19 protein-coding genes are annotated in these 19,633 nt (G+C 67.5%); 11 read left to right on the top strand and 8 right to left on the bottom strand.

Features of this window, described 5'->3' with window-relative positions:
* The first annotated feature begins 4 nt into the window (after positions 1–4).
* The 4 genes from KMW22_RS12685 to KMW22_RS12670 are packed head-to-tail and all read left to right on the top strand — an operon-like array spanning position 5 to position 3,355.
* Complete coding sequence (locus KMW22_RS12685) at positions 5–547, top strand: transmembrane protein 268 (RefSeq protein WP_221090412.1); 543 nt, start codon at positions 5–7, stop codon at positions 545–547.
* A complete protein-coding gene (locus tag KMW22_RS12680) occupies positions 544–2,592 on the top strand; it encodes a peptidoglycan D,D-transpeptidase FtsI family protein (protein WP_221090411.1) in 2,049 nt (682 codons plus the stop codon). The genes KMW22_RS12685 and KMW22_RS12680 overlap by 4 nt, the downstream gene beginning before the upstream one ends.
* Positions 2,593–2,638: 46 nt before the next feature.
* Positions 2,639–2,965: a hypothetical protein gene (locus KMW22_RS12675; RefSeq protein WP_221090410.1), complete on the top strand. Its 327-nt coding sequence runs from the start codon at positions 2,639–2,641 to the stop codon at positions 2,963–2,965.
* A gap of 42 nt (positions 2,966–3,007) precedes the next feature.
* Positions 3,008–3,355 carry a hypothetical protein gene (locus KMW22_RS12670; protein WP_221090409.1) on the top strand — a complete coding sequence of 116 codons (348 nt, stop codon included), beginning with the start codon at positions 3,008–3,010 and terminating at the stop codon, positions 3,353–3,355.
* 172 nt (positions 3,356–3,527) lie between these two features.
* On the opposite strand, the gene KMW22_RS12665 is transcribed toward KMW22_RS12670, so the two are convergent.
* The 3 genes from KMW22_RS12665 to KMW22_RS12655 all read right to left on the bottom strand — a co-directional run bounded on the left by KMW22_RS12665 (position 3,528) and on the right by KMW22_RS12655 (position 7,388).
* Positions 3,528–4,226: a CoA transferase subunit A gene (locus tag KMW22_RS12665; RefSeq protein WP_221090408.1), complete on the bottom strand. Its 699-nt coding sequence runs from the start codon at positions 4,224–4,226 to the stop codon at positions 3,528–3,530.
* Positions 4,227–4,354: 128 nt separating this feature from the next.
* Positions 4,355–4,852: a CAP domain-containing protein gene (locus tag KMW22_RS12660; RefSeq protein ID WP_235692915.1), complete on the bottom strand. Its 498-nt coding sequence runs from the start codon at positions 4,850–4,852 to the stop codon at positions 4,355–4,357.
* 472 nt (positions 4,853–5,324) lie between these two features.
* Complete coding sequence (locus KMW22_RS12655) at positions 5,325–7,388, bottom strand: M3 family metallopeptidase (RefSeq protein ID WP_407928445.1); 2,064 nt, start codon at positions 7,386–7,388, stop codon at positions 5,325–5,327.
* A 74-nt stretch (positions 7,389–7,462) separates the two neighbouring features.
* Here KMW22_RS12655 and KMW22_RS12650 point away from each other — a divergent pair, with 74 nt between their 5' ends.
* On the top strand, positions 7,463–8,482 hold the full coding sequence (locus tag KMW22_RS12650) for a GNAT family N-acetyltransferase (protein ID WP_328774687.1): 1,020 nt from the start codon (positions 7,463–7,465) through the stop codon (positions 8,480–8,482).
* Positions 8,483–8,615: 133 nt separating this feature from the next.
* On the opposite strand, the gene queA is transcribed toward KMW22_RS12650, so the two are convergent.
* The gene (gene queA / locus KMW22_RS12645) at positions 8,616–9,743 is read right to left on the bottom strand and encodes a tRNA preQ1(34) S-adenosylmethionine ribosyltransferase-isomerase QueA (protein WP_235692914.1); all 1,128 of its coding nucleotides are present in this window, start codon (positions 9,741–9,743) and stop codon (positions 8,616–8,618) included.
* Positions 9,744–9,747: 4 nt separating this feature from the next.
* Entirely contained in the window at positions 9,748–10,296 is a 549-nt protein-coding gene (locus KMW22_RS12640; RefSeq protein ID WP_221090406.1) for a LabA-like NYN domain-containing protein, read from the bottom strand.
* Positions 10,297–10,647: 351 nt separating this feature from the next.
* Here KMW22_RS12640 and KMW22_RS12635 point away from each other — a divergent pair, with 351 nt between their 5' ends.
* The 3 genes from KMW22_RS12635 to KMW22_RS12625 all read left to right on the top strand — a co-directional run bounded on the left by KMW22_RS12635 (position 10,648) and on the right by KMW22_RS12625 (position 14,211).
* Complete coding sequence (locus tag KMW22_RS12635) at positions 10,648–11,922, top strand: PLP-dependent aminotransferase family protein (RefSeq protein WP_221090405.1); 1,275 nt, start codon at positions 10,648–10,650, stop codon at positions 11,920–11,922.
* A 90-nt stretch (positions 11,923–12,012) separates the two neighbouring features.
* Positions 12,013–12,498, top strand: a complete 486-nt coding sequence (locus KMW22_RS12630) for a MarR family winged helix-turn-helix transcriptional regulator (protein ID WP_221090404.1) — start codon at positions 12,013–12,015, stop codon at positions 12,496–12,498.
* A gap of 69 nt (positions 12,499–12,567) precedes the next feature.
* A complete protein-coding gene (locus KMW22_RS12625; protein WP_221090403.1) occupies positions 12,568–14,211 on the top strand; it encodes a VOC family protein in 1,644 nt (547 codons plus the stop codon).
* A 272-nt stretch (positions 14,212–14,483) separates the two neighbouring features.
* Here KMW22_RS12625 and KMW22_RS12620 read toward each other — a convergent pair whose 3' ends face one another.
* From KMW22_RS12620 to lepB, 3 genes are all read right to left on the bottom strand, one after another.
* Positions 14,484–15,197, bottom strand: coding sequence for a DUF2259 domain-containing protein (locus KMW22_RS12620; RefSeq protein ID WP_221090402.1), 714 nt, complete (start codon positions 15,195–15,197; stop codon positions 14,484–14,486).
* The gene (locus tag KMW22_RS12615; RefSeq protein ID WP_221090401.1) at positions 15,194–15,703 is read right to left on the bottom strand and encodes a hypothetical protein; all 510 of its coding nucleotides are present in this window, start codon (positions 15,701–15,703) and stop codon (positions 15,194–15,196) included. Before KMW22_RS12615 ends, KMW22_RS12620 begins: the two co-directional genes overlap by 4 nt.
* Before the next feature lie 69 nt (positions 15,704–15,772).
* Positions 15,773–16,345 (bottom strand): signal peptidase I, encoded by a 573-nt coding sequence (lepB, locus tag KMW22_RS12610; RefSeq protein ID WP_328774686.1) that lies wholly within the window; start codon positions 16,343–16,345, stop codon positions 15,773–15,775.
* 246 nt (positions 16,346–16,591) lie between these two features.
* Between lepB and KMW22_RS12605 the strand changes: the two genes are divergently transcribed.
* The 3 genes from KMW22_RS12605 to KMW22_RS12595 all read left to right on the top strand — a co-directional run bounded on the left by KMW22_RS12605 (position 16,592) and on the right by KMW22_RS12595 (position 19,610).
* Positions 16,592–16,930: an FKBP-type peptidyl-prolyl cis-trans isomerase gene (locus tag KMW22_RS12605; protein ID WP_221090400.1), complete on the top strand. Its 339-nt coding sequence runs from the start codon at positions 16,592–16,594 to the stop codon at positions 16,928–16,930.
* 545 nt (positions 16,931–17,475) lie between these two features.
* Positions 17,476–18,234 (top strand): DeoR/GlpR family DNA-binding transcription regulator, encoded by a 759-nt coding sequence (locus KMW22_RS12600; RefSeq protein ID WP_224604195.1) that lies wholly within the window; start codon positions 17,476–17,478, stop codon positions 18,232–18,234.
* Positions 18,235–18,299: 65 nt separating this feature from the next.
* Positions 18,300–19,610 carry an extracellular solute-binding protein gene (locus KMW22_RS12595; protein ID WP_221090399.1) on the top strand — a complete coding sequence of 437 codons (1,311 nt, stop codon included), beginning with the start codon at positions 18,300–18,302 and terminating at the stop codon, positions 19,608–19,610.
* Positions 19,611–19,633: the final 23 nt, after the last annotated feature.

Genomic DNA, 19,633 nt, shown 5'->3' with positions numbered 1-19,633 from the left:
AGCCATGAGGCGCGACGCCTTGCGGCCCCGGCGCGGCCCACCCCGCTGGGCGCGGATGGCGGGCTATGTGCTGCTGCTGATTCTGGTTCAGGGCCTCCTGTCGCGCCTGGGCGACGCGGCGGGCCTGCCCGCGCCAGACCTGTTTCTGCTGACCGGTGCGGCGCTGGCGTGGCGCGTGAGTCCCGTGTGGGCGCTGGCCGGGGCTTATGGTGTGGGGCTGGCTCAGGATCTGCTGGGTGGCGGCGTACTGGGCCTGCATGCAGCGGGCGTGATGGGCGGGGCGCTGCTGGCGCTGGGCGTGCGGCGCTACATGGCGGATTCCGGGCCCTTTCAGGCCGTGTTCACCGTGCTGCTGGCCGTGATCGGGCAGTGGCTGATGTTCCTGCTGCTGACCTACTGGCTGCGCTCCAACCTGGTCACGCTGGACCTGCTGCGCGCCACACTGCCCGCGCTGATGATTGGAACGCTGCTGGTGTTTCCGCTGTGGGAACGGGTGGTGACCTGGGCCTTTGGGCCCCGCACCGGCCCCGAGGAGGCCCTGGGATGAGCCGCGCGGGTGACCTGATTGACCGTCGCAAGCGGGCGCGCCGCGCGGGGGCCCGGGCGCGCACCCGGCGGCAGGCGCGCCAGGGGGCCACGCGGGTGGTCTGGATGGCGCTGGGGTTCAACCTGTGCCTGCTGGGCCTGGGGGCGCGGCTGTACCAGTTGCAGGTGCTGCAGCATGACCAGTTTGCGGTGCAGTCGGCCAGCAACTACCAGCGCGACGAGATCCTGCGCGCCCTGCGCGGCGAGATCCGCACCCGCGACGGCGTGCTGCTGGCCACCAACCGGCTGGCGGTGGATCTGGTGTACACCGGGCGGCGCAACCCGGAGGACCCGGCACAGGCGATTCCGGCCTGGGACAAGATCATTTATCTGGCGGGCATCAAGGGCGACGTGCTGGTCAGCGGCCAGCCGCGCGAACCCAACTTCGAGCGCGAAACCGAAACGGTACTCGCACGCAACATCCCCCAGGACAAGCTGGCGGCCCTGTACGAATACACCGTGCTGGTGCCCAGCCTGGAACTGCGCGAGCGCGTGGAGCGCGTCTACCCCCAGGGCAAGATGGCGGGCCACCTGCTGGGCTATGTGCAGGAAGCCACCGAGACCCAGGTGAAGGAAGACGGCTACGCCCCAGGCGATCTGGTGGGCCGCTCCGGGCTGGAATACAGCCTGCAGAGCACCCTGCAGGGCAAAAACGGCCTGCGGCGCCGCGAGGTCACGGCCAGCGGCAAGCCCCAGACCGAGCGGGTGATTGACCCCGGCACCAAAGGTCAGGACGTGACCCTCACCCTTGATTCGCTGCTGCAACGCACCGCCGAGCGGGCGCTGCGGGAGGGGCTGGCGGATGTGAACGCCGGGCGCGCCACACAGGGCAAGCCACCCGAGCCCTACACGCGCGGCGCCATCATCGCCATTGACCCGCGCACCAACGAGGTTCTGGCGATGGCCAGCAGCCCGGCCTACGACCCCAACTGGTTTGCCCGCGTCCCCAGCGCCGACCCGGTGGCCAAAAACTGGGCTATTGACTCCCAGCGTCCTCTGGCCGAACTGGACGCCGTGACCAGCAACCGTGTGGTGCAGGCGTACAACCCCGGCAGCGTGTTCAAGATCGCGACCACCCTGATGTACGTGGAAAAATGGGGCAACTTTACGATTAACTGTGCGCCAAGCTATTACTTTGGCCGCGCGCGGTTTAATAATTGGGCACGATACAGCCTAGGGCCTGTTGATGGTCGCTTGGCGATCTCCTATTCCTGCAACCCCTGGTACTACCATTCTGCCGCCACTGCGCAGCCAGAAGCCTATTCCAGACAATTGAAGGCTCGTCTGACAGAGCTGGGCTACAACAGCACGACGGGGGTGGAACTTGTCGGAGAAAAAACAGGCGTGCTGCTGGACGTTGACGACTACACCAATCCGGCGGCGAAGTGGTATCCCGGCTTCGGTCTCAACATGAGCATCGGGCAGGGGGATGTTCGTGTAACCCCGGCCCAGGTGGTCTCGGTCATGTCCACCATCATCAATGACGGTCAGAAGCGGCCGCTGACGGTGTTGAAAGCGGTAGGCGGACGCCTGCAGCCGCGCAAGCCAGCGGTGAACGTGGTGCGCAACGGCAATGTGGCCGCCTTCAAGCTGGTGCAAGAAGGCATGAGCGGCACCACGGCCGGCACCCGTTACGGCACCGCGCAGCACGAGATCGGCCCCCGCCTCTTCCCAGTGCGCACTGGCGGCAAGACCGGCACCGCCGAGAACGGCATGAGCGCCCGGGGTGGGTACGCATACACCCACGCGTGGTACGAGGGCTACGGCCCCCTGGGCAGCCCCAATTTTGCCGTCGTGGCCTTTTTCCAGAACGGCGGCGAGGGATCGGGGCCCGCCCTGAAAGCCGTGAAAAAGATGTTCGCCGCCCGCTGGTGCGTGACGCTGGATGACAAAGGCAGCGCCCTGCCGCTGAACACCCAGCAGCCCTGCACCGGCGAACTGGACCAGATGCACAAGGTCTACAAAGCCCGGGCCGCACGCGCGAAGGCACCGGCCACTAAGCCGTAGGCAAAGTCGCGCGTCAAGGCGGGAAATTTCATCCAGGCTGCTCCCCATGCGCCGATGCCTGCTCAGTCTGGGCGCTGCCCTGGGCCTCTCGGGTGCCTGGGCCAGCGCTCTGCCGCCCATCCCCTTGCCCACCCTGCGCGCAACAGCCCCCAGTGTGCAGGCCCTGGTGCCACGCGGCTGGGTCATTGAACAGCGGCTGAAGGCCGACTTTAACGGCGACCGGCTGGACGATGCGCTGCTGGTGCTGCCCATGAACGACCCTCGCCACATCCTGAAGGCCCCAGCGGGCTTTGCGCTGGGCGCGTGGCCACTGAACACCAATCCCCGCCTGCTGGTGGGCGCCCTCGGCCAGCGTTCAGGCGGGTACCGCTAGGCGTTTCAGAGCCGCGTGATTCCACGCCATGAAGAGGCCACCATGAGTGACCCCTTTGAGACCCTGAATCTGCGCCCAGGCGGCTTTTCTCTGCTGCTGACCGAATTTTTCAGCGCCGGTTCCTGGACAGAAAGCAGCGTGATCTTCACCGTGCGTTTTCAGGATGGCTGTTTCCAGGTGATCGGCTATGACCAGACCACCCATGAGCGCAACACTAGCCGCACCGACCTGCTTAGCGTGAACGTTCTGACCAGGCGGCAGCAAGAGCTGTTCAGCACCTGGGCCGCAGATATGCGGCCGCAGCGAACAGAACGGTGGTCGGCGTCCCCGGGACCCCGCCGCGTGTGCATGGAGCAGGTGACAGATGGTCTGAAGTTCCTGCGGGAGTGAAGGCGGTAAGCACATGGCCTGAAGGTGATCCCTTCAGGCCATGTGGGGCGAGCGGCGCGAGTGACCGTGACAGACAGCGGTTGGCGTGGCCTTGAGGGGGGTACTTTCCGCTCCTCAACGTCACGGAATACCGGTGTGAGGGTGGAGCGGCCTTTCACCGCACCGCCGCTGCTTATCCGGGGCGCGTCGTGCGCTGCTCAATTCGCTTTTCAGGCGTCGGGTTATGCACCACGCGCTGCACGAAAATGCCGGGGGTGTCCACCTCGTCGGGATCCAGTTGCCCAATCTCCACAAGTTCTTCCACCTCGGCCACCGTCACCCGGCCGCAGGTGGCCGCCATGGGGTTAAAGTTACGCGCGGTCTTGCGGTACACCAGGTTCCCGGCGCGGTCACCCTTCCAGGCCTTGACCAGCGCCACATCGGCGCGGATGCCGCGCTCCAGGATGTAGGTTTCGCCGTCGAAGTCCTTGTGTTCCTTGCCGTCGGCCACCACGGTGCCCACGCCCGTTCTGGTGTAAAAGCCGGGGATGCCGGCGCCGCCTGCACGCATGCGCTCGGCCAGCGTGCCCTGGGGCGTGAATTCCAGTTCCAGTTCGCCGGCCAGGAACTGCCGCTCGAACTCCTTGTTCTCGCCCACGTAGCTGGAAATCATCTTGCGGATCTGGCGGGTTTCCAGCAGTAGCCCCAGGCCCCAGCCGTCCACCCCCGCGTTGTTGCTGACGGCGGTCAGCCCCTTGGCGCCGGTGTCACGCAGGGCCAGGATCAGCTGTTCAGGAATGCCGCACAGCCCGAAGCCGCCCACCGCAATGGTCTGACCGTCACGCACCACATCGGCCAGGGCCGCCCGAGCGTCTGAGTACACCTTGTTCATTGTCAGACAGTGTACGGCACAAAACCTAACGGGCGTTTGGTTGTCGCAGGGCGCTCAGCCCACCGGCCTGGCACGGCAACTGGGGGCACCTTCAGCCTCGTTGCCTCCAGCTGTGGTTGAGTTGGCCTTCAGCGCGGCTGGCTGCTCAGGACCATCACGTAGGCCGTGCCGCGCGACCCAGGCACCACAGCGGCGCCCACATGGGTGTAGCGGCGCTCGTTCATCCAGAAGCAGTGCACGGCGGAATTCAGCCACCAGCGAATGGCGCTTTCGGGGTTCACGCCCCCACCCATAAAGATGATCTCGGTCACGCTGACCGCATTGACGCCGGTGCTCGCGGCGCGCACGCGGGGGGTGCTGCCCCCGGCCCCGGTGTGGCTGATGCGCCCGGTGCTGCTCATGTACGCCGCCTGCTGCCGGGCGGCGGCGGCGAGGGCCGGAGTGTAGGTCAGCCCCCCCGCCACCGGGCGCACGCCGCTGCCCGGGCAACTGACCCCCTGGGCCCGCACCTGATTCAGGCGCGCAACAAGCTGGCTTTCGGCCGTGGTCTGGGCTGTGGCCGGGGTCGCCAGCGCCGCAAGGGTCGCCAGCGTGCCCAGCAGCCGCCGGGGGGTCACGTTCAGCATGTGAAGGAATCTTAACCCACATTGATCAGAGAGCATGAGAAAAATTCCGCAAGAATGAGAGGGCAGGCGAGGTGGAGGAGCGAGTAGCTGGGGCTGCAAGGCAGTGATCGGGGGCAAACAGCCTTAGACAGACGGCCTACAGCACGGCGCGCAGGCCCGCTCCAAGCGCAATGGGGCGGTTCCTGACAAGGCCTGTTGAACCAGGCGTTCTTGGGCCTTCATCTTTGCGGGAAGTTGGAACCTGTTGCCCCAGGAAAGATTGGGGCCCGGTGAGCCCACAGAAGTGATGAGGGCGTGCACCCTGCAGAATGCTTGCTCCTCTGCACTGCCGAGCCACCTCTCTGAATCACGGCTCAAACGGTGATTTGCACTGTCTTCTCGACTGCTTGTCAGGAACTAAGCCGAGGCCCTCCCCTCACCAGCAAAAAAGGCTGCGCCTTATGGCACAGCCTTGAGTCATTTCTGCTGAAGATCAGGCGGGAAGCAGGCCGCTGCGGCGCAGCAGGGCGTCGGCATCGGGGTCGCGGCCCATGAATTCGCGGTACAGCTCAGCCGGGTCGGCGCTGTTGCCCCGGCTGAGGATGCTCTGCACGAAGGCGCGCCCGGTTTCACGGTTGAAGATGCCTTCCTTAGCAAAGCGGCTGAAGGCGTCGGCGTCCAGCACCTCGGCCCACTTGTAGGAGTAGTAGCCAGCGCCGTAGCCCACGGGGCTGCTGAACAGGTGGTTGAACGAGGCGATCATGGCGTAGGTTTCGGGCAGTGGCGTGGACGAGAACGTGGCCATGATGTCGCGGGCGTAGGTGATGGGGTCAGCTTCGCCTGTGGGGTCAAATTCCACGTGCAGCGACAGGTCGGTCAGGCCAAACGAGTACTGGCGCATGGCGGCGCTGGCCGCGCGGTAGTTGCGCGCCGCGACCATGCGGGCAAACAGGTCGTCGGGAATGGCCTCGCCGGTCTGGTAGTGACGGGCGAACAGGTCCAGGGCCTCGCGCTCCATGACCCAGTTCTCCATGATCTGGCTGGGCAGCTCCACGAAATCCCAGGGCACCTGGGTGCCGCTCAGGCTGCGCACGGGCACGCTGGACAGCGCGTGGTGCAGCAGGTGGCCGAACTCGTGGAACACCGTCTCCACCTCGCGGATAGACAGCAGGGCCGGGGTGTCGCCGCTGGGAGGCGTCATGTTGCCGCACATCAGTCCCAGGTGGGGCTCGACACCGTCCTCTTTGGGGCCGCCCGTGATAAAGGCGTTCATCCAGGCGCCGCCGCGCTTGCTGTCGCGCGGGAACCAGTCGGTGTAGAAGCTGGCGAGGTGGGTGCCGGCTTCATCGTGAATGGCGTAGTAGCGCACTTCGGGGTGCCACGCGGGCGCCTGGTCCTCGGTCACGGTGATGCCGAAGATGCGGCGGGTAATTTCAAAGAGGCCGGCCAGCACGCGGTCGAGCGCGAAGTAGGGGCGCAGGGCTTCCTCGTCAAAGTCATACTTGGCCTGACGCTGCTTTTCGGCCCAGTAACCCACATCCCAGGGGGCCAGCGCGGGGGCGTCCGGCCCGGCCTGCTGGCGGTAGAAAGCGTCCAGCTCGGCGTTCTCGCGCTCGAAGGCGGGGCGGGTACGGGCGTCCAGATCGCGTTCAAAGGCCAGGGCGCGCGCGCCGCTACCCGCCATGCGGTCTTGCAGCACGTAATCGGCAAAGTTCTCAAAGCCCAGCAGCTCGGCTTTCTCGCGGCGCAGCTTCAGAATCTCGCGGATCAGGGGGCGGTTGTCACGGCCCTCTTCCACGCCCAGGCGGGCGCTGGCTTCCCACAGCTCGCGGCGCAGCTCCTGGTCATCGGCGTAGGTCATGACCGGCATCAGCACCGGGGCGTGCAGGGTCAGGCGATGCTGCCCACCTTTGCCCTTGGCTTCCGCGTCGCGGGCGGTGGCCTCCTGCACGCGCTGCGGCACGCCACCCAGGCGCTCGGGGCCCACGTAGAGTTCGTAGGCGGCGGTGGCGTCCAGCACGTTCTTGCCAAACTCGCTGGTCACCTGGGCCAGTCGGGTGTTCAGGTCGGTCAGGCGGGCCCTGGCCTCGCCCTGCAGTTCGGCGCCCTCGCGCTGAAACTCCTCAATGGTGAGCTTCAGGTGCCGGGCGCGCACAGGGTCAAGGGCCTGCCCCTCCTCGGTGGCCGCAAATGCCTTGGCCGCCGCGTACAGGCCCTCGTGCAGGCTCAGGGCGGTGTAGAACTCGCTGACCTTGGGCAGAATCGCCATCTTGGCCTCGTGCCAGCCGTCCGTGCTGCACACGCTGTCCAGGTGGCCCACGATGGTCGTGACCGTGTTCAGCCCCTCGGTCAGGCGGTCCAGATCGTCCATGAAGCCGGCAAAGCCGCGCTCGCCTGCAGCGGCGAGGTGCTCCATGCGCTCACGGGTCTGGGCCAGCAGCGTGTCCACGGCACCCTCGGCGTGCTCGGGCCGGATTTGGTCAAAGGGAATGCGAAAGCCGACGTTCAGCAGCGGATTGCTGCTCGCGTCGGTCGCCGCCGACATAGTTTGCGTCATCACCGGCCAGTATAGGCGCCGCGCCCTGCCGCGCGCCCTAAGCATCCTGGCGGGGTGGCGGGGGGGCTGCCCCCGTGCTTTCTTTCCGTATGGAGCGCCCTGAACCCCTGACCTTTGCGCCGCTGCCCGACCGGGCCTACGCCGAGTTGCTTTCACAGGCTCACCCCGACAGCCCAGTGAGCGAGGACGACCTGGCCCGGATCGCTGCCGGACGCCAGAAGGACGAGCATTTCACGCGTGAGGGGGCCTTCGAGGGCAGGACGGCTGTGGGCGCCGTGCAGACGGGTGTGCCGCGCATGGACGCCCACGACGGCTGGCTGGACCTGACCGTGACCACCGCCGAGCCAGACCCCCAGTTGGCGGGCGCGTTGCTGCGGCGCGGGCTGACCACGCTGGCCCAGGCGGGCGCCCACACGGCCGTGACGCGGGTGCAGGAACACTGGTGGGACCATGGGTTTTTGCTGGCCCAGGGCTGGCGCGAATTCGACCGGATGTGGCTGAGTACCCTGGACCTGCGCACCCTGGATTTTGCCGCTTTTGCGACGGAAGAGGCGCGGGCCCTGGCCGGCGGCGTGACCATTCGCCCCCTGAGCGACCTGGGTGGCTGGGACGGCGAACCAGAGCGCCATTACGCCCTGATTCACGCCCTGCTAAGTGACGTGCCCAGCCGTGAGCCGATTGTGGTCTGGCCCTACGAGCTGTGGCGCACCCGCATGGCCGCCCTGAACCCGGATCCGCGTGGCCTGATGATCGCCCTGAGCCCAGACGGCGAGTGGATCGGCACCAGCCAGCTGGCCCAGCCAATCCCCACGCACCCCGGCATGCTGCACAACGGCCTGACCGGCGTGCTGCCCGCGTGGCGCGGCCGGGGGCTGGGGCTGGCCCTGAAACTGGCCGCCGCCCGCGCCGCCCTGGCACGCGGCTTCACCCACTCGCGCACCGGCAACCACGCGATCAACCGCCCCATGCTGGGCATCAACGAGCGGCTGGGGTTCGTGCGGGAAGCGGCGTTGGTGACGCTGGTAACGGGGGTGCGGGAGGCGGGGCGCAGGGCGCAGAAACAACAAGACGCGCCTGATACGGATTTCGGATAATCCGTTACAGCCCCTACGCGTCGCTTCGGTGCTTCCACTCCTATCCGTCACCGTTTTTCCTTCTCCCTCCGGTCGGGTTAATCCGTTATGGAATAACGGATTAACCGGAATCCTTATGAGAGGACCTGACGCCCTACCCCATCCGCTCCCCGCCTCCCGCTTCCCGCACCCGCCTGTTCTCCAGCAGCATCACGTCGCCCAGCGAGTAGAACCGGTAGCCCTCCTGCAACGCGGCGTCGTAGGCGGCGCGGATGCGGGCTTCGCCGGCAAAGGCGGTCACCAGCAGCAACAGGGTGCTGCCGGGCAGGTGCAGGTTGGTGATCAGCAGGTCCGGCACCTGCACCACGGTCCCCGGGGTGATGAAAATGCGGGTTTCGTCCTCGCCGGGCACCACCTCGTGGCCGTTCCAGGCGCTTTCCAGGGTGCGCACGGTGGTGGTGCCCACCGCCACCACCCGGCGGCCCTCAGCGCGGGCGCGGTTGATGGCGCGGGCGGTATCGTCGCTCACCGCGTAGCGCTCAGCGTGCATCACGTGGTCGGCCACCGCGCCCGTGATGGGCTTGAAGGTACCGGCCCCCACATGCAGGGTGACGTGCGCGCGCTCCACGCCCATGGCGTCCAGCTGCGCCAGCAGTTCCGGGGTGAAGTGCAGCCCCGCCGTGGGCGCCGCCACGCTGCCGGGGGTGCGGGCGTAGACCGTCTGGTAGCGCTCGCGCCACGTTTCGTCGCTGTCGCCCGCCTGAATGTAGGGAGGCAGAGGCAGGCGGCCAATCTCATCCAGGTGCGGCTTGATGTCGTGGTCAAAGCGCAGCAGCCGCGCGCCGTCGTCCAGGGTGCCCACCACCTCGGCGCGGTGGCCCTCCCCCGGCGCGCCGCCCAGCCACAGTTCCTTACCCGCGCGTTTGGCGGGCTTCAGGTAGGCGCTCCACACGTTGGCTTCTTCCTCGCGCAGCAGCAGCACTTCCACCTGTCCGCCGCCAAAGCCAGCGGCGTCCACGGGCTTGCGGGCCATCACGCGCGCCGGAATCACGCGGCTTTCGTTGAACACCAGCAGGTCGCCGGGGCGCAGCAGGCTGGGCAGGTCGCGGAAAATGCGGTGCTCCAGCTGCTCGCCCACCACCATCAGGCGGCTGGCGTCACGCGGCTGGGCACCGGTCTGGGCAATGCGGTCCTCGGGCAGCTCAAAGTGCAGCCGCGCCAGCACGGCGTCGGCGCTGCCCGGGTCCATGTAGGCGCTGTCCTGGGGATAGGAGGCGGCCATTTGCTCAGTCCTCGGTCTTGGCCGCGCGGGGGGCGCGCGCGGGCATCAGGGCGTGCTCAATGTCGGGCAGATGGGTAAAGCGGTCGGCGGCGTCCACCAGCTTCTGGGCGGTGTGTTCGCGGAAGGCGATCACTTCCACGCGCTTGCCGCGCTCCTGCAGCACTTCCACGATGTCGGTAAAGTCCCCGTCGCCGCTGCCCAGCACGATGATGTCAAGGTGGTCCATCAGGCGCACCATGTCGGCCACGATGCCCATGTCCCAGTTGCCCTCATAGATGGCTTTGCCGCCGTCGGTGACGTGGTGCAGCGTCAGGTTCATGCGCCGCACCTTGAAACCCAGCGTGGAAAGCTTATAGATAAAGGGCCGCGCGGTGGCCTCGTTCTCGCGCTCCACGGTGTAGCTGATGGCGTGGACCAGTTCGCGGCCGTCGGTGGCGCACTTTAGGATGGTCTCAAAGTTGACCGTGCGCTCCAGCAGGTCGCGGGCCGAGTGGTAGAGGTTCTGGGTGTCAATAAAGACCCCCACGCGGGGGCGGTGCACGACGTACTGCATTGTGGTTTCTCCTGTTGGGTAGGACGCGGACGGGGAGGCGAGGTCGGGAAAAAGGCGGCCGGAAAAAAGAGAGCCTGCGCGCAGGCCGGCCGAAGTGTAATACGGATGCCGTGCGTTCCGCCAACCCCCTGGGACCGGGCTGTGGGGCTCCCTCTGCACCCGGAGGCCCGCCTTGGGGGTGACAGGCCGGGCCCCATCGCCACAGTAGTTACTCCGCCCGAACGTCCGCGTCTCACCTCCTCGCGTGATTTGAACCAAACCGCTGTTGCCGGCGCCCGCCCCAGATCATCAGGCCAACTCTGGTAGACACGCCGCGCGCCTGCCCCCTGGCGGGCAGGTAGGGTAAGCACCATGACGAGTGACGTGCAGGCGACCCCCGGCTCGGCCCTGGCCCAGGCGCAGGCGGCCTACGACGCGGTGAAGCGCAAGGGGCTGAAGCTGAACATGCAGCGCGGCCAGCCCGCCGACGCCGACTTTGATCTCAGCAATGACCTGCTGAGCGTGCTGGGCCCGGCCGACACCCACATGGATGGCCTGGACCTGCGTAACTACCCCGGCGGCGTGACCGGGTTGCCGTCCGCCCGGGCGCTCTTCGGGCAGTACCTGGACCTGAAGCCGGAAAACATGGTGGTGTGGAACAACGCCAGCCTGGAACTGCAAGGCTACGTGCTGACGTTCGCCCTGCTACACGGGCGCGGCGGCCAGCCCTGGGCGGGCCAGCGGCCCAAAATGATCGTCACCACGCCGGGCTATGACCGCCACTTCCTGCTGCTGCAGACGCTGGGCTTTGAATTGTTGCCAGTGGACATGCAGCCCGACGGCCCCGACGTGGACGCCATTGAAGCCCTGGCGGCGGCGGACCCAGCTGTGAAGGGCCTGCTGTTCGTGCCCACCTACTCCAATCCGGGCGGCGAGACCATCAGCGCCGAGAAGGCCCGCCGCCTGGCCAGCCTGAACGCAGCGGCCCCCGACTTCACGATCCTGGCCGACGACGCCTACCGCGCCCACCACCTCTCCCCCGACCCGGCCGAGCAGGACACCCCCGTGAATTTCGTGGCCCTGTGCCGCGACGCGGGCCACCCGGACCGCGCCTTCGTGTTTGCCAGCACCAGCAAGGTCACCTTTGCGGGCGCGGGGCTGGGCTTTGTGGGCACCAGCGAGGACAACGTGCGCTGGCTGTCCAAGTACCTGAACGCCCAGAGCATTGGGCCCAACAAGCTGGAGCAGGCCCGGCACGTGAAATTCCTGCAGGCCTACCCAGGCGGCCTGGAAGGCCTGATGGCGCAGCACGCCGCGCTGATTGCCCCGAAATTCCGCGCAGTGGACGAGGTGCTACGCGCCGAACTGGGGGTGAGCGGCGAGTACGCCACCTGGACCACGCCCCGGGGCGGCTACTTTATCGGCCTGGACACCGCCGAGCCGGTGGCGGCGCGCGTGGTGGCCCTGGCCGAAGCGGCGGGCGTAAGCCTGACCCCGGCGGGCGCCACCTACCCCGGCGGCCAGGACCCGCACAACCGCAACATCCGCCTGGCCCCCACCCGCCCCCCGGTCGAGGAAGTGTACGAGGCCATGCGCGCCGTGGCCGCCTGCGTGCGCCTGGCCACCGAGGAGCACCGCGCCCGCTGAGGGTGTAGCAGCGTCCGGGGCGCCTGGACGGCCCCAATTGAACAGTGCGTCACCTTGACTTCATGAAGACCCACCCGGAGCATAGGCCCCATGCCCAACCGTTACGCTGGCTCTCCCGATGACCGCGCGGCGCTCGACGCGTACGTGAAGCTGTGGCGCGCGGCCCACGCGGTGGAGGTCAGCGCCAACCGGCATCTGGCCGAACACGGCCTGACCATCAGCCAGTTCGGCGTGATTGAAGCGGTGTACCACCTGGGGCCCCTGAGCCAGCGGCAACTGGCCGAGAAAATCCTGCGCTCCAGCGGCAACCTGACCATGGTGATTGACAACCTGGAGCGCGACGGGCTGGTGCGGCGTGACCGCGATCCCAACGACCGCCGCATCATGCGCGTGTCGCTGACCCCGGCCGGCCAGAAGCTGATTGAGCGCATTCTGCCGCGCCACGTGCAGGGCATTCGGGAGGTATTCAGCGTGCTGACCCCGGAGGAAACGGCGCAGCTGAGCCTGCTGACGCGCAAACTGGGCCGCGCGCTGCAGGCCCAGGGCGACGAGCTGGCCGGGGCCGGGCGGCGCTAGGAGGTACTGTTACCGCGCTCCACCCAAGCCTCTCACCCAGAATCGTTCAATATTAAGTAATATAGGCGCATGACCACACCGCCCGGCACCACCCCTGTTCAGGGCCTGCACCACGTCACCATCATGGCCAGCGACCCGCAGCGCAACGTGGATTTCTACACCGGGGTGCTGGGGCAGCGGCTGGTGAAGGTCACGGTGAATTTCGACGATCCCGGCACCTATCACCTGTATTACGGCGACCAAACGGGGCAGCCCGGCACCATCATGACCCACTTCCCCTGGCCGGGCGCCCGCCGGGGCACGCGCGGCAGCGGCGAGGTGGTGGCGGTGGCCTACAGCGCCCCCCTGGCTTCCCGCGCCTACTGGGAAGAGCGGCTGCGAAGTGCCGGCTTTTCCGCCACCCTGCAGCGGCGCTTTGGGCAGGAGGTGCTGGTCTTCGAGGACCCCGACGGCACGACCACCGAACTGGTCTTTGAGGACGGCGCCGCCGTTGAGCCCTGGCCCGCCTCGCCCGTGCCGGCCGAACACGCCCTGCGCGGCTTTCACAGCGTGACCGCCTGGGTGCGGGACGTGGCCCCGGTGCGCGCGCTGTTGGTGGGGCAGCTGGGCTTCACCGAGCACGGCACCGAGGCCGACCGCGCCACCGCTTCGCCCCGCACCCGCTTTCAGGGCAGCGGCGCGGGCGTGGGCCTGTACGTGGACATGGTGGAGCGCCCGGGGCTGGCACGCGGGCACTTTGGCGCGGGCAGCGTGCACCACGTGGCCCTGCGTACCCGGGACGACGCCGAACAGGCCGCGTACCTCTCGGCGCTGGACGCCGCTGGTTACCGGCCCACGCCCGTGCAGGACCGGCAGTATTTCCATTCCATCTATTTCCGCGAGCCGAACGGCGTGCTGTTCGAGATTGCCACCGACGCCCCCGGCTTTCCCAGCGACGAGCCAGTGGCCGAACTGGGCCGCCACCTGAAACTGCCCGCGTGGTACGAGGCGCAGCGCCCGCAGATTGAGGCCCACCTGCCCCAGCTGCGCAGTCCCGAATACGGCGTGACGCTGGGCACCCGGCTGCTGGGCGGCGCGGTCCCTGCCCCAGCCGAGGCCCCCGGCGTGAACGTGCTGACCGCCGGCCGCCCCCTGGGCGAGGCCCGCGTGGCGGCGGTGCTGCTGCATGGCCGGGGTGGCACGGCGCAGGACATCCTGAGCCTGGAGCGCGAATTCAACCTCAGCGCCTTTGCGTATCTGGCCCCGCAGGCGCCGGGCAATACGTGGTATCCGCACTCTTTCCTAGCCCCGGTGGAGCAGAACCAGCCGCAGCTGGACGAGGCCCTGGCGACGGTCGACGCGGTTTTCGCCCACTTGGCCGAGCAGGGCATTCCGGCCGAGCGCGTGGTGCTGGCGGGCTTCAGCCAGGGGGCCTGTCTGGCGCTGGAATACGCCAGCCGCGCCGCCCAGCGTCCGGGCGCCGTGGTGGCGTTCAGCGGCGGCCTGATCACCCTGGACCGCGCAGGCGACCTGGGGGGCCTGCCGGTGTTTATGGGCGTGGACCCCCACGACAGCCATATTCCGCTGGCACGCTTTACCGACACCGCCGAGCACCTGCGCGCACGCGGCGCCACCGTGGACGCCCGCGTGCTGCCGGGCCTGGGCCACAGCATCAACCGCGAAGAGCTGGACGCCGCGCGGGCACTGCTGGGACAGGTGGCAGGAATGCTGTAAGGCTCGGCGGCACAGGCACCATAAAACTGTTGATCCGCACATAAGGGCCCCACACCTGGGGCCCTCTCCCCTGTGCAAGCGGGCGGGGCCGCCGCGCCTTCTGCTGGCTTTACCCGTCTTCGAAAACGATGCGCCAGGTGTGCAGGAAGCTTCCCCTGCAGAGAAACCTGCAGAACCAAGGACCGGATATCGGTCCTTGGATATGAAAGGAACAGAAGGTGGGGGCCAGTCAGGGTAGGACTTGATGGTCCAGAAATGAACCGCAGTCCGTCTTACTTCAACGTCACCGCCACGAACACCGGCAGGGCGTCGGGGCCTTCAAAGCCCATGGCGTAGGCGCGTAAAGTCAGCAGGACGCGGTTCCCCTGCACGTCCACCCGCTCCAGGCTGTAGCGCGAGGCGCAGCGGTTCCCAGGGGACAACTGGCGGCGCACGAGTTGCCCGTTCACCCGCAGTTCGAAGCCAGCGGAGCGTTCGCCCGGCAGCAGCAGATCGGGCTCGGGGCAGGCGGAAGCTGGCAACGGCACCACCTTCAGGCTGACCGGCACCGCGCGGCTCCAGAGGCGAATCGGAGTGACTTGCGCGGCCCCGGGGCGCACGCCATCTTCCCAGCGGGGGTACGGCGTGGGATAGGCGCGCTGGTAGCGGGGCACACTGGCCCCCCGGCCCAGCAACCCCAGCCGGCCCAGCAGGCTCTGGCTGGACGACAGCAAGGTCTGGCGCGCCTGGGCGGCGGTGGCGTTCTCGTCCTCCACGGTGCGCCCACCCAGCACCGCCCCGCTGCCCGTGGACAGCACCGAGAGGGTGGCGTAGCCAAACCCACTGCCATCGCGCTCGCCACTCACCACGGCCAGCACCCGCTCGGCGCCCGCCGAGAAGCGGACGTCGGTGATGGGGAGGCGTTCGTTGGCCTGCGCGCCAGAGACCAGCAGGGCCACTGCCAGCAGGCCGGCGCGCAGGCCGCCCGCTGCCGACACCCGTCTCATCGCTTGAACCGCACGCTGGCCAGCACCTTGCTAAACAGTGCGCTGGCCTGGGCGAAGCGGGCGGGCGTATCGGTCATCTGAAACGAATACAGGTTTTTGGCCCCCACGCCGTACCACACCCGCATGGTGAGTTGCCCCTTGGGGTGCGTCACGGCGTACTGGCGCTCTACACCGCTGACGCCGCCGTAGCTGACCGCGCGGCTGCTGGTCTGCTTGGGGGTGGCGCCGGTGCCCTTGATCCCCGCCTCGAACTTCTGAAACTCGCCCGCCGGGGTGGGCGACGTGCCGTTCTTGGGCGTGAACAGCAACCGGATCATGGTGGCCGGCGGCGCCTTGGCCGACACCAGACTCACGCCACTGGTGCCGTCCTGAAAGTCAGCGCCCAGCCAGCCCTTGGGGAGGCTGACGGTAAAGGGCAGTTGGGGATCGCTGAACGGCACCAGGGTCTGGGCCTGGGCCAGGGGCGAGAGGAGTGTGGCAAGACCAAGCGCGGCAACAACCTTCATGGGCCGCACCGTAGCAGGCCAAGGTGAGTGCTGACTCCAGGGCAGATGGGCACGATCACCGCTCAGCCGTCAGCGGTTCATCAGCCCCGGGCGCGGCCAGAGGCGGAGGTTGGCCGGCCCGGCCACGTCGCGCAGGGCCACAAAGCCGTAGGCGCGGCTGTCCAGGCTTTCGCCCAGGCGGCGGTTGTCGCCCAGCACCCACACCTTCCCCGGAGGCACACGCTGGGCGGCCTGATCCTGCACAAAGCCTTCGCTGGCGTAGCTTTCGGCCAACACTTTGCCGTTCACCACCACGCGGCCATCCTGAATACCCACGGTGTCGCCGGGCAGGCCCAGCACCCGCTTGATGTTGTACGGGCGGTGACGCACACCATACACCGTTTCATAGGCGTAGCCGCTGTCTTGCGGCGCCTTGAACACCAGCAGATCGCCCCGGTGGGGATAGCTGCGCCACAGGCCAGCGGCATGCAGCCAGCGCGGGTATTTCAGCAGCAGCAGGGCGTCGCCGCTATGCAGGGTGGGCAGCATGGAATCGCCACGCACCCGCGCCAGCGTGAACCCGAAGGTGGTGAGCAGGTAGGCGGGCAACAGGCCCCCCAGCACCCACGCCCGCCAGCCGGAAGAGGAGGAACGGTCGGCCACGACCGCCCAGGGTAGCGCCTCTGGTGGGGGCCGGGCAGACAGGCGTAGTTGTCTAGCCACCAGAGAGGGCGAAAGGGCGGCCCAGCCCAAAGCTCTTCCGACGGGTTCCCAACGTGGCAGCGGGCCTTGTTCTGCCCTACTCGTGCTCCGAAAGGCCGCCACCCCAGACCCGAACTGGCTTCATGGTCACCTCAGAGTGAATGGGCGACGTGACGGCGCCCCAGCTCAGCCGTTACCCTGTCGCGCATGACCGCTGACGCAGGTGGACTGAAAGTCGAGAAATACCACGAGGGCCACGGCGCCCCCGCCCAGACCGGCAAGATGGTGCGGGTGCACTACACCGGCACGCTGGAAAACGGCCAGAAGTTCGACAGCAGCCGTGACCGGGGCGAACCCATCGAGTTCCCGCTGGGCGTGGGTTACGTGATCCAGGGCTGGGACCAGGGCATCGCGCAGCTGCGCGTGGGCGACAAGGCCAAACTGACCATTCCCGCCCATCTGGGCTACGGCGCAGCGGGCGTGCCCGGGGTGATTCCCGGCGGCGCCACGCTGATCTTCGACGTGGAACTGGTGGACGTGCGCTAAGCTGCAGTTCTCAACCGCGCCGGAAAGCCCAGCCGCTTTCCGGCGCTTTTTGCGTGTCGGCAGGGCGATGGGGACTAACAGCGCCGATCCGCTGCACACCAACGGCACGGCGTCGCTTCAGTGCCGATGCTTTCCCAGCCGAATCAAGCGTGCCCCGGAATCTGAAGAGTGGAAGGCGGGAGCCCTCTGACCTGATGACCATTGAAGCGCGGCGCATCAGAGCAGGCCCCACGCTGCGATAGAAGGCACATGCAATCTGCACGGTCAGGCCACCATCGCGTGCCTGCCCTTTGCTTCACGACGCTTAACGCCTACTCACCTCTCTGCGCCTAGAGGCAAAAACGGCTCTGCCCGCCGACTCTGCTCCTTACGCAGCGCGCTGTTGGTTACGCTTCCAAATAGGGCGCAAAAGCGGTTCTGCTCCGGCTCTCAGCCCCAGCACGTCACGCCCACCCTCCTCTCTCCCTCACACCCAGGGCTTGACGGTGAAAAACCTTTCAACATAAGATTCGTAAGTAACGAAACTCACCTTTTTGGGGGCCTCCTTGATCGAATCGCGCAGAAGCGAGATTCTCTCGCTTGTTCATCGCCACGGCGAATTGCCCGTTGCGGAACTTTCGAAACTGCTGGGCGTTTCGGAAGTCACGGTGCGCAGCGACCTGAAAGCCCTGGCTGAAGCGGGGCAGGTGCGCCGCACCCGGGGCAGCGTGCGCCCGCCACTGGAACTGCGCCGCGAGTCGCCGCTGGAACAGACCCGGCACGAGCACAGCGCCGCCAAACGCCGCATCGGCCGCGCGGCGGCGGCCCTGGTGCGCGACGGCGAAACGGTCTTTCTGGATGTGGGCAGCACCACCACCGAGGTGGCCCGCGCCCTATCGCCCACGCTGCAGGGAGTCACGGTGGTCACCAACGGCCTGAATATCGCCCTGGAACTGGAACGCCTCAGCGGCGTGCGGGTGATCGTCACAGGCGGCACCCTGCGCCCGCTGCAGCATTCACTGGTCAGCCCCTACGCGCTGGACGTCCTGAAACACATTCACGCCGACCGCCTGTTTCTGGGCTGCAACGGCGTGCACCCCGAACACGGCGTCACCAACGCCAACCACGAGGAAGCCGAGGTCAAACGCCTGATGGTGGCCCAGGCCCGGGAGGTGGTGGTGGTGGCCGACCACAGCAAGCTGGGTCAGGTGAGCCGCGCGCACATTGCGCCTATTGGCGGTGTGTCGGCGCTGATCACCAACCGCCGGGGCCCTGAACCCCCGCCGGGCCTGGGGGGCGCGGTGCGCGAATTGCACCTCGTTTAAGTCCCCCCATCTGAGCCCCCCTGGCCCCAACCCCCGCACCCCTTTTCTTCCCACCCGGAGGACGTATGAACAAAGTGCTGATGACCGCCCTGACTGCCCTGCTGGCTGGCTCTGCCCTGGCCGCCGATCCGGCCTTTCCCAAAGCGCCCAGCGGTAAGGTGACGCTGGAAGTCTGGTCCTGGGTGCCCGGCCTGGACAAGACCGTGCAGGCCTTTGAAAAGGCGTACCCGAACATTGACGTGAAGGTGACCAACCTGGGCGGCGGCCCGCAGACCTACACCAAGCTGCTGACCACCCTGAAGGCCGGCACCGGCGCGCCGGACGTGGCGCAGATTGAGTACGGCTTTCTGCCCGCCTTCGTGGACACGGGCGGCCTGACCGACCTGAGCACCCTGGGCGCGAACAACTACAAGAAATACTTTGTGCCCTGGACCTGGGGGCAGGTGAGCCCCGACGGCAAGGCGGTGTTCGCCATTCCGCAGGACACCGGCCCCTTTGCCATGGTCTACAACGACGCCGCCCTGAAAAAGTACGGTGTCGCCGTGCCCCGCACCTGGGCCGAATACGAAAAGGCCGCCGCCACGGTGTACACCAAGAGCGGCGGGCAGGTGAAGCTGGGCAACTTCTACGCCACCTTTGCCCCGTGGTTCATGGCGCTGGCCTGGGCCGACGGCGCGCAGTTCTTCAAGCGTGACGGCGACCGCTGGGTGCAGACGCTGAACAACCCGACCGCCAAGAAGGTCCTGAACTACTGGTACGGCATGATCAAGAAGGGCCACGTGGGCACCCTGAACGCCTTTACCAGTGACTACTGGAACGCGGTGGGCGCCGGCAAGGTGCTGAGCAACATGGAAGCGGCCTGGGGCCCGGGCGGCTACGCGGGCAGCCTGAAAAACAAGACCGCCGGGCAGTGGCGCGCGGCCAACCTGCCGCAGTGGACCGCCGGCAGCACCGTGCGCTCTGGCAACTGGGGCGGCAGCTCGAACGTGGTCACCGCCCAGAGCAAGAACAAGGAAGCCGCCATGCTCTTTAGCCTGTGGCTGAACCTCTCGCAAAGCGCCATTACCAACAACTGGGTCAACGGCGGCCTGTTCCCTGCCAGCGACGCCGGGCTGGACCTTGCGGTGCTGAAGGACAAGACCAAGAACCCCAGCAAGTTCTTCGGCGGCCAGGACATCAGCGCGGTGTACGCCCGCGCCAGCCGGGGCGTGAACGTGAACTTCCAGTGGGCGCCGTGGTTCCCCTTCGCCAACGACAACTTCAATAAGCAGATGGACCTGATGCTCAAGGGCCGCCTGACCCCCGACCAGGCGCTGGACGCGTGGCAGCGCGAAACGCTGGCCGAGGCCAAGAAACAGGGCTACGACGTGCGCTGAGCGCCAGACCTGGGGGGCGCAGG

It is taken from the genome of Deinococcus aquaedulcis, from assembly GCF_019693445.1.
GTDB classification, from domain to species: Bacteria; Deinococcota; Deinococci; order Deinococcales; family Deinococcaceae; genus Deinococcus; species Deinococcus aquaedulcis.
The sequence above is the reverse complement of the archived record's forward strand: the minus strand, read 5'-3'. Positions and strand labels throughout refer to the sequence as shown.

Bases quoted from the DNA above. Each gene is read 5' to 3' on its own strand.
- KMW22_RS12685 (WP_221090412.1), top strand. From the start codon at position 5: ATGAGGCGCGACGCCTTGCGGCCCCGGCGCGGCCCACCCCGCTGGGCG.
- KMW22_RS12680 (WP_221090411.1), top strand. From the start codon at position 544: ATGAGCCGCGCGGGTGACCTGATTGACCGTCGCAAGCGGGCGCGCCGC.
- KMW22_RS12675 (WP_221090410.1), top strand. From the start codon at position 2,639: ATGCGCCGATGCCTGCTCAGTCTGGGCGCTGCCCTGGGCCTCTCGGGT.
- KMW22_RS12670 (WP_221090409.1), top strand. From the start codon at position 3,008: ATGAGTGACCCCTTTGAGACCCTGAATCTGCGCCCAGGCGGCTTTTCT.
- KMW22_RS12665 (WP_221090408.1), bottom strand. From the start codon at position 4,226: ATGAACAAGGTGTACTCAGACGCTCGGGCGGCCCTGGCCGATGTGGTG.
- KMW22_RS12660 (WP_235692915.1), bottom strand. From the start codon at position 4,852: ATGCTGAACGTGACCCCCCGGCGGCTGCTGGGCACGCTGGCGACCCTT.
- KMW22_RS12655 (WP_407928445.1), bottom strand. From the start codon at position 7,388: ATGACGCAAACTATGTCGGCGGCGACCGACGCGAGCAGCAATCCGCTG.
- queA (WP_235692914.1), bottom strand. From the start codon at position 9,743: ATGGCCGCCTCCTATCCCCAGGACAGCGCCTACATGGACCCGGGCAGC.
- KMW22_RS12640 (WP_221090406.1), bottom strand. From the start codon at position 10,296: ATGCAGTACGTCGTGCACCGCCCCCGCGTGGGGGTCTTTATTGACACC.
- KMW22_RS12635 (WP_221090405.1), top strand. From the start codon at position 10,648: ATGACGAGTGACGTGCAGGCGACCCCCGGCTCGGCCCTGGCCCAGGCG.
- KMW22_RS12630 (WP_221090404.1), top strand. From the start codon at position 12,013: ATGCCCAACCGTTACGCTGGCTCTCCCGATGACCGCGCGGCGCTCGAC.
- KMW22_RS12625 (WP_221090403.1), top strand. From the start codon at position 12,568: ATGACCACACCGCCCGGCACCACCCCTGTTCAGGGCCTGCACCACGTC.
- KMW22_RS12620 (WP_221090402.1), bottom strand. From the start codon at position 15,197: ATGAGACGGGTGTCGGCAGCGGGCGGCCTGCGCGCCGGCCTGCTGGCA.
- KMW22_RS12615 (WP_221090401.1), bottom strand. From the start codon at position 15,703: ATGAAGGTTGTTGCCGCGCTTGGTCTTGCCACACTCCTCTCGCCCCTG.
- KMW22_RS12605 (WP_221090400.1), top strand. From the start codon at position 16,592: ATGACCGCTGACGCAGGTGGACTGAAAGTCGAGAAATACCACGAGGGC.
- KMW22_RS12595 (WP_221090399.1), top strand. From the start codon at position 18,300: ATGAACAAAGTGCTGATGACCGCCCTGACTGCCCTGCTGGCTGGCTCT.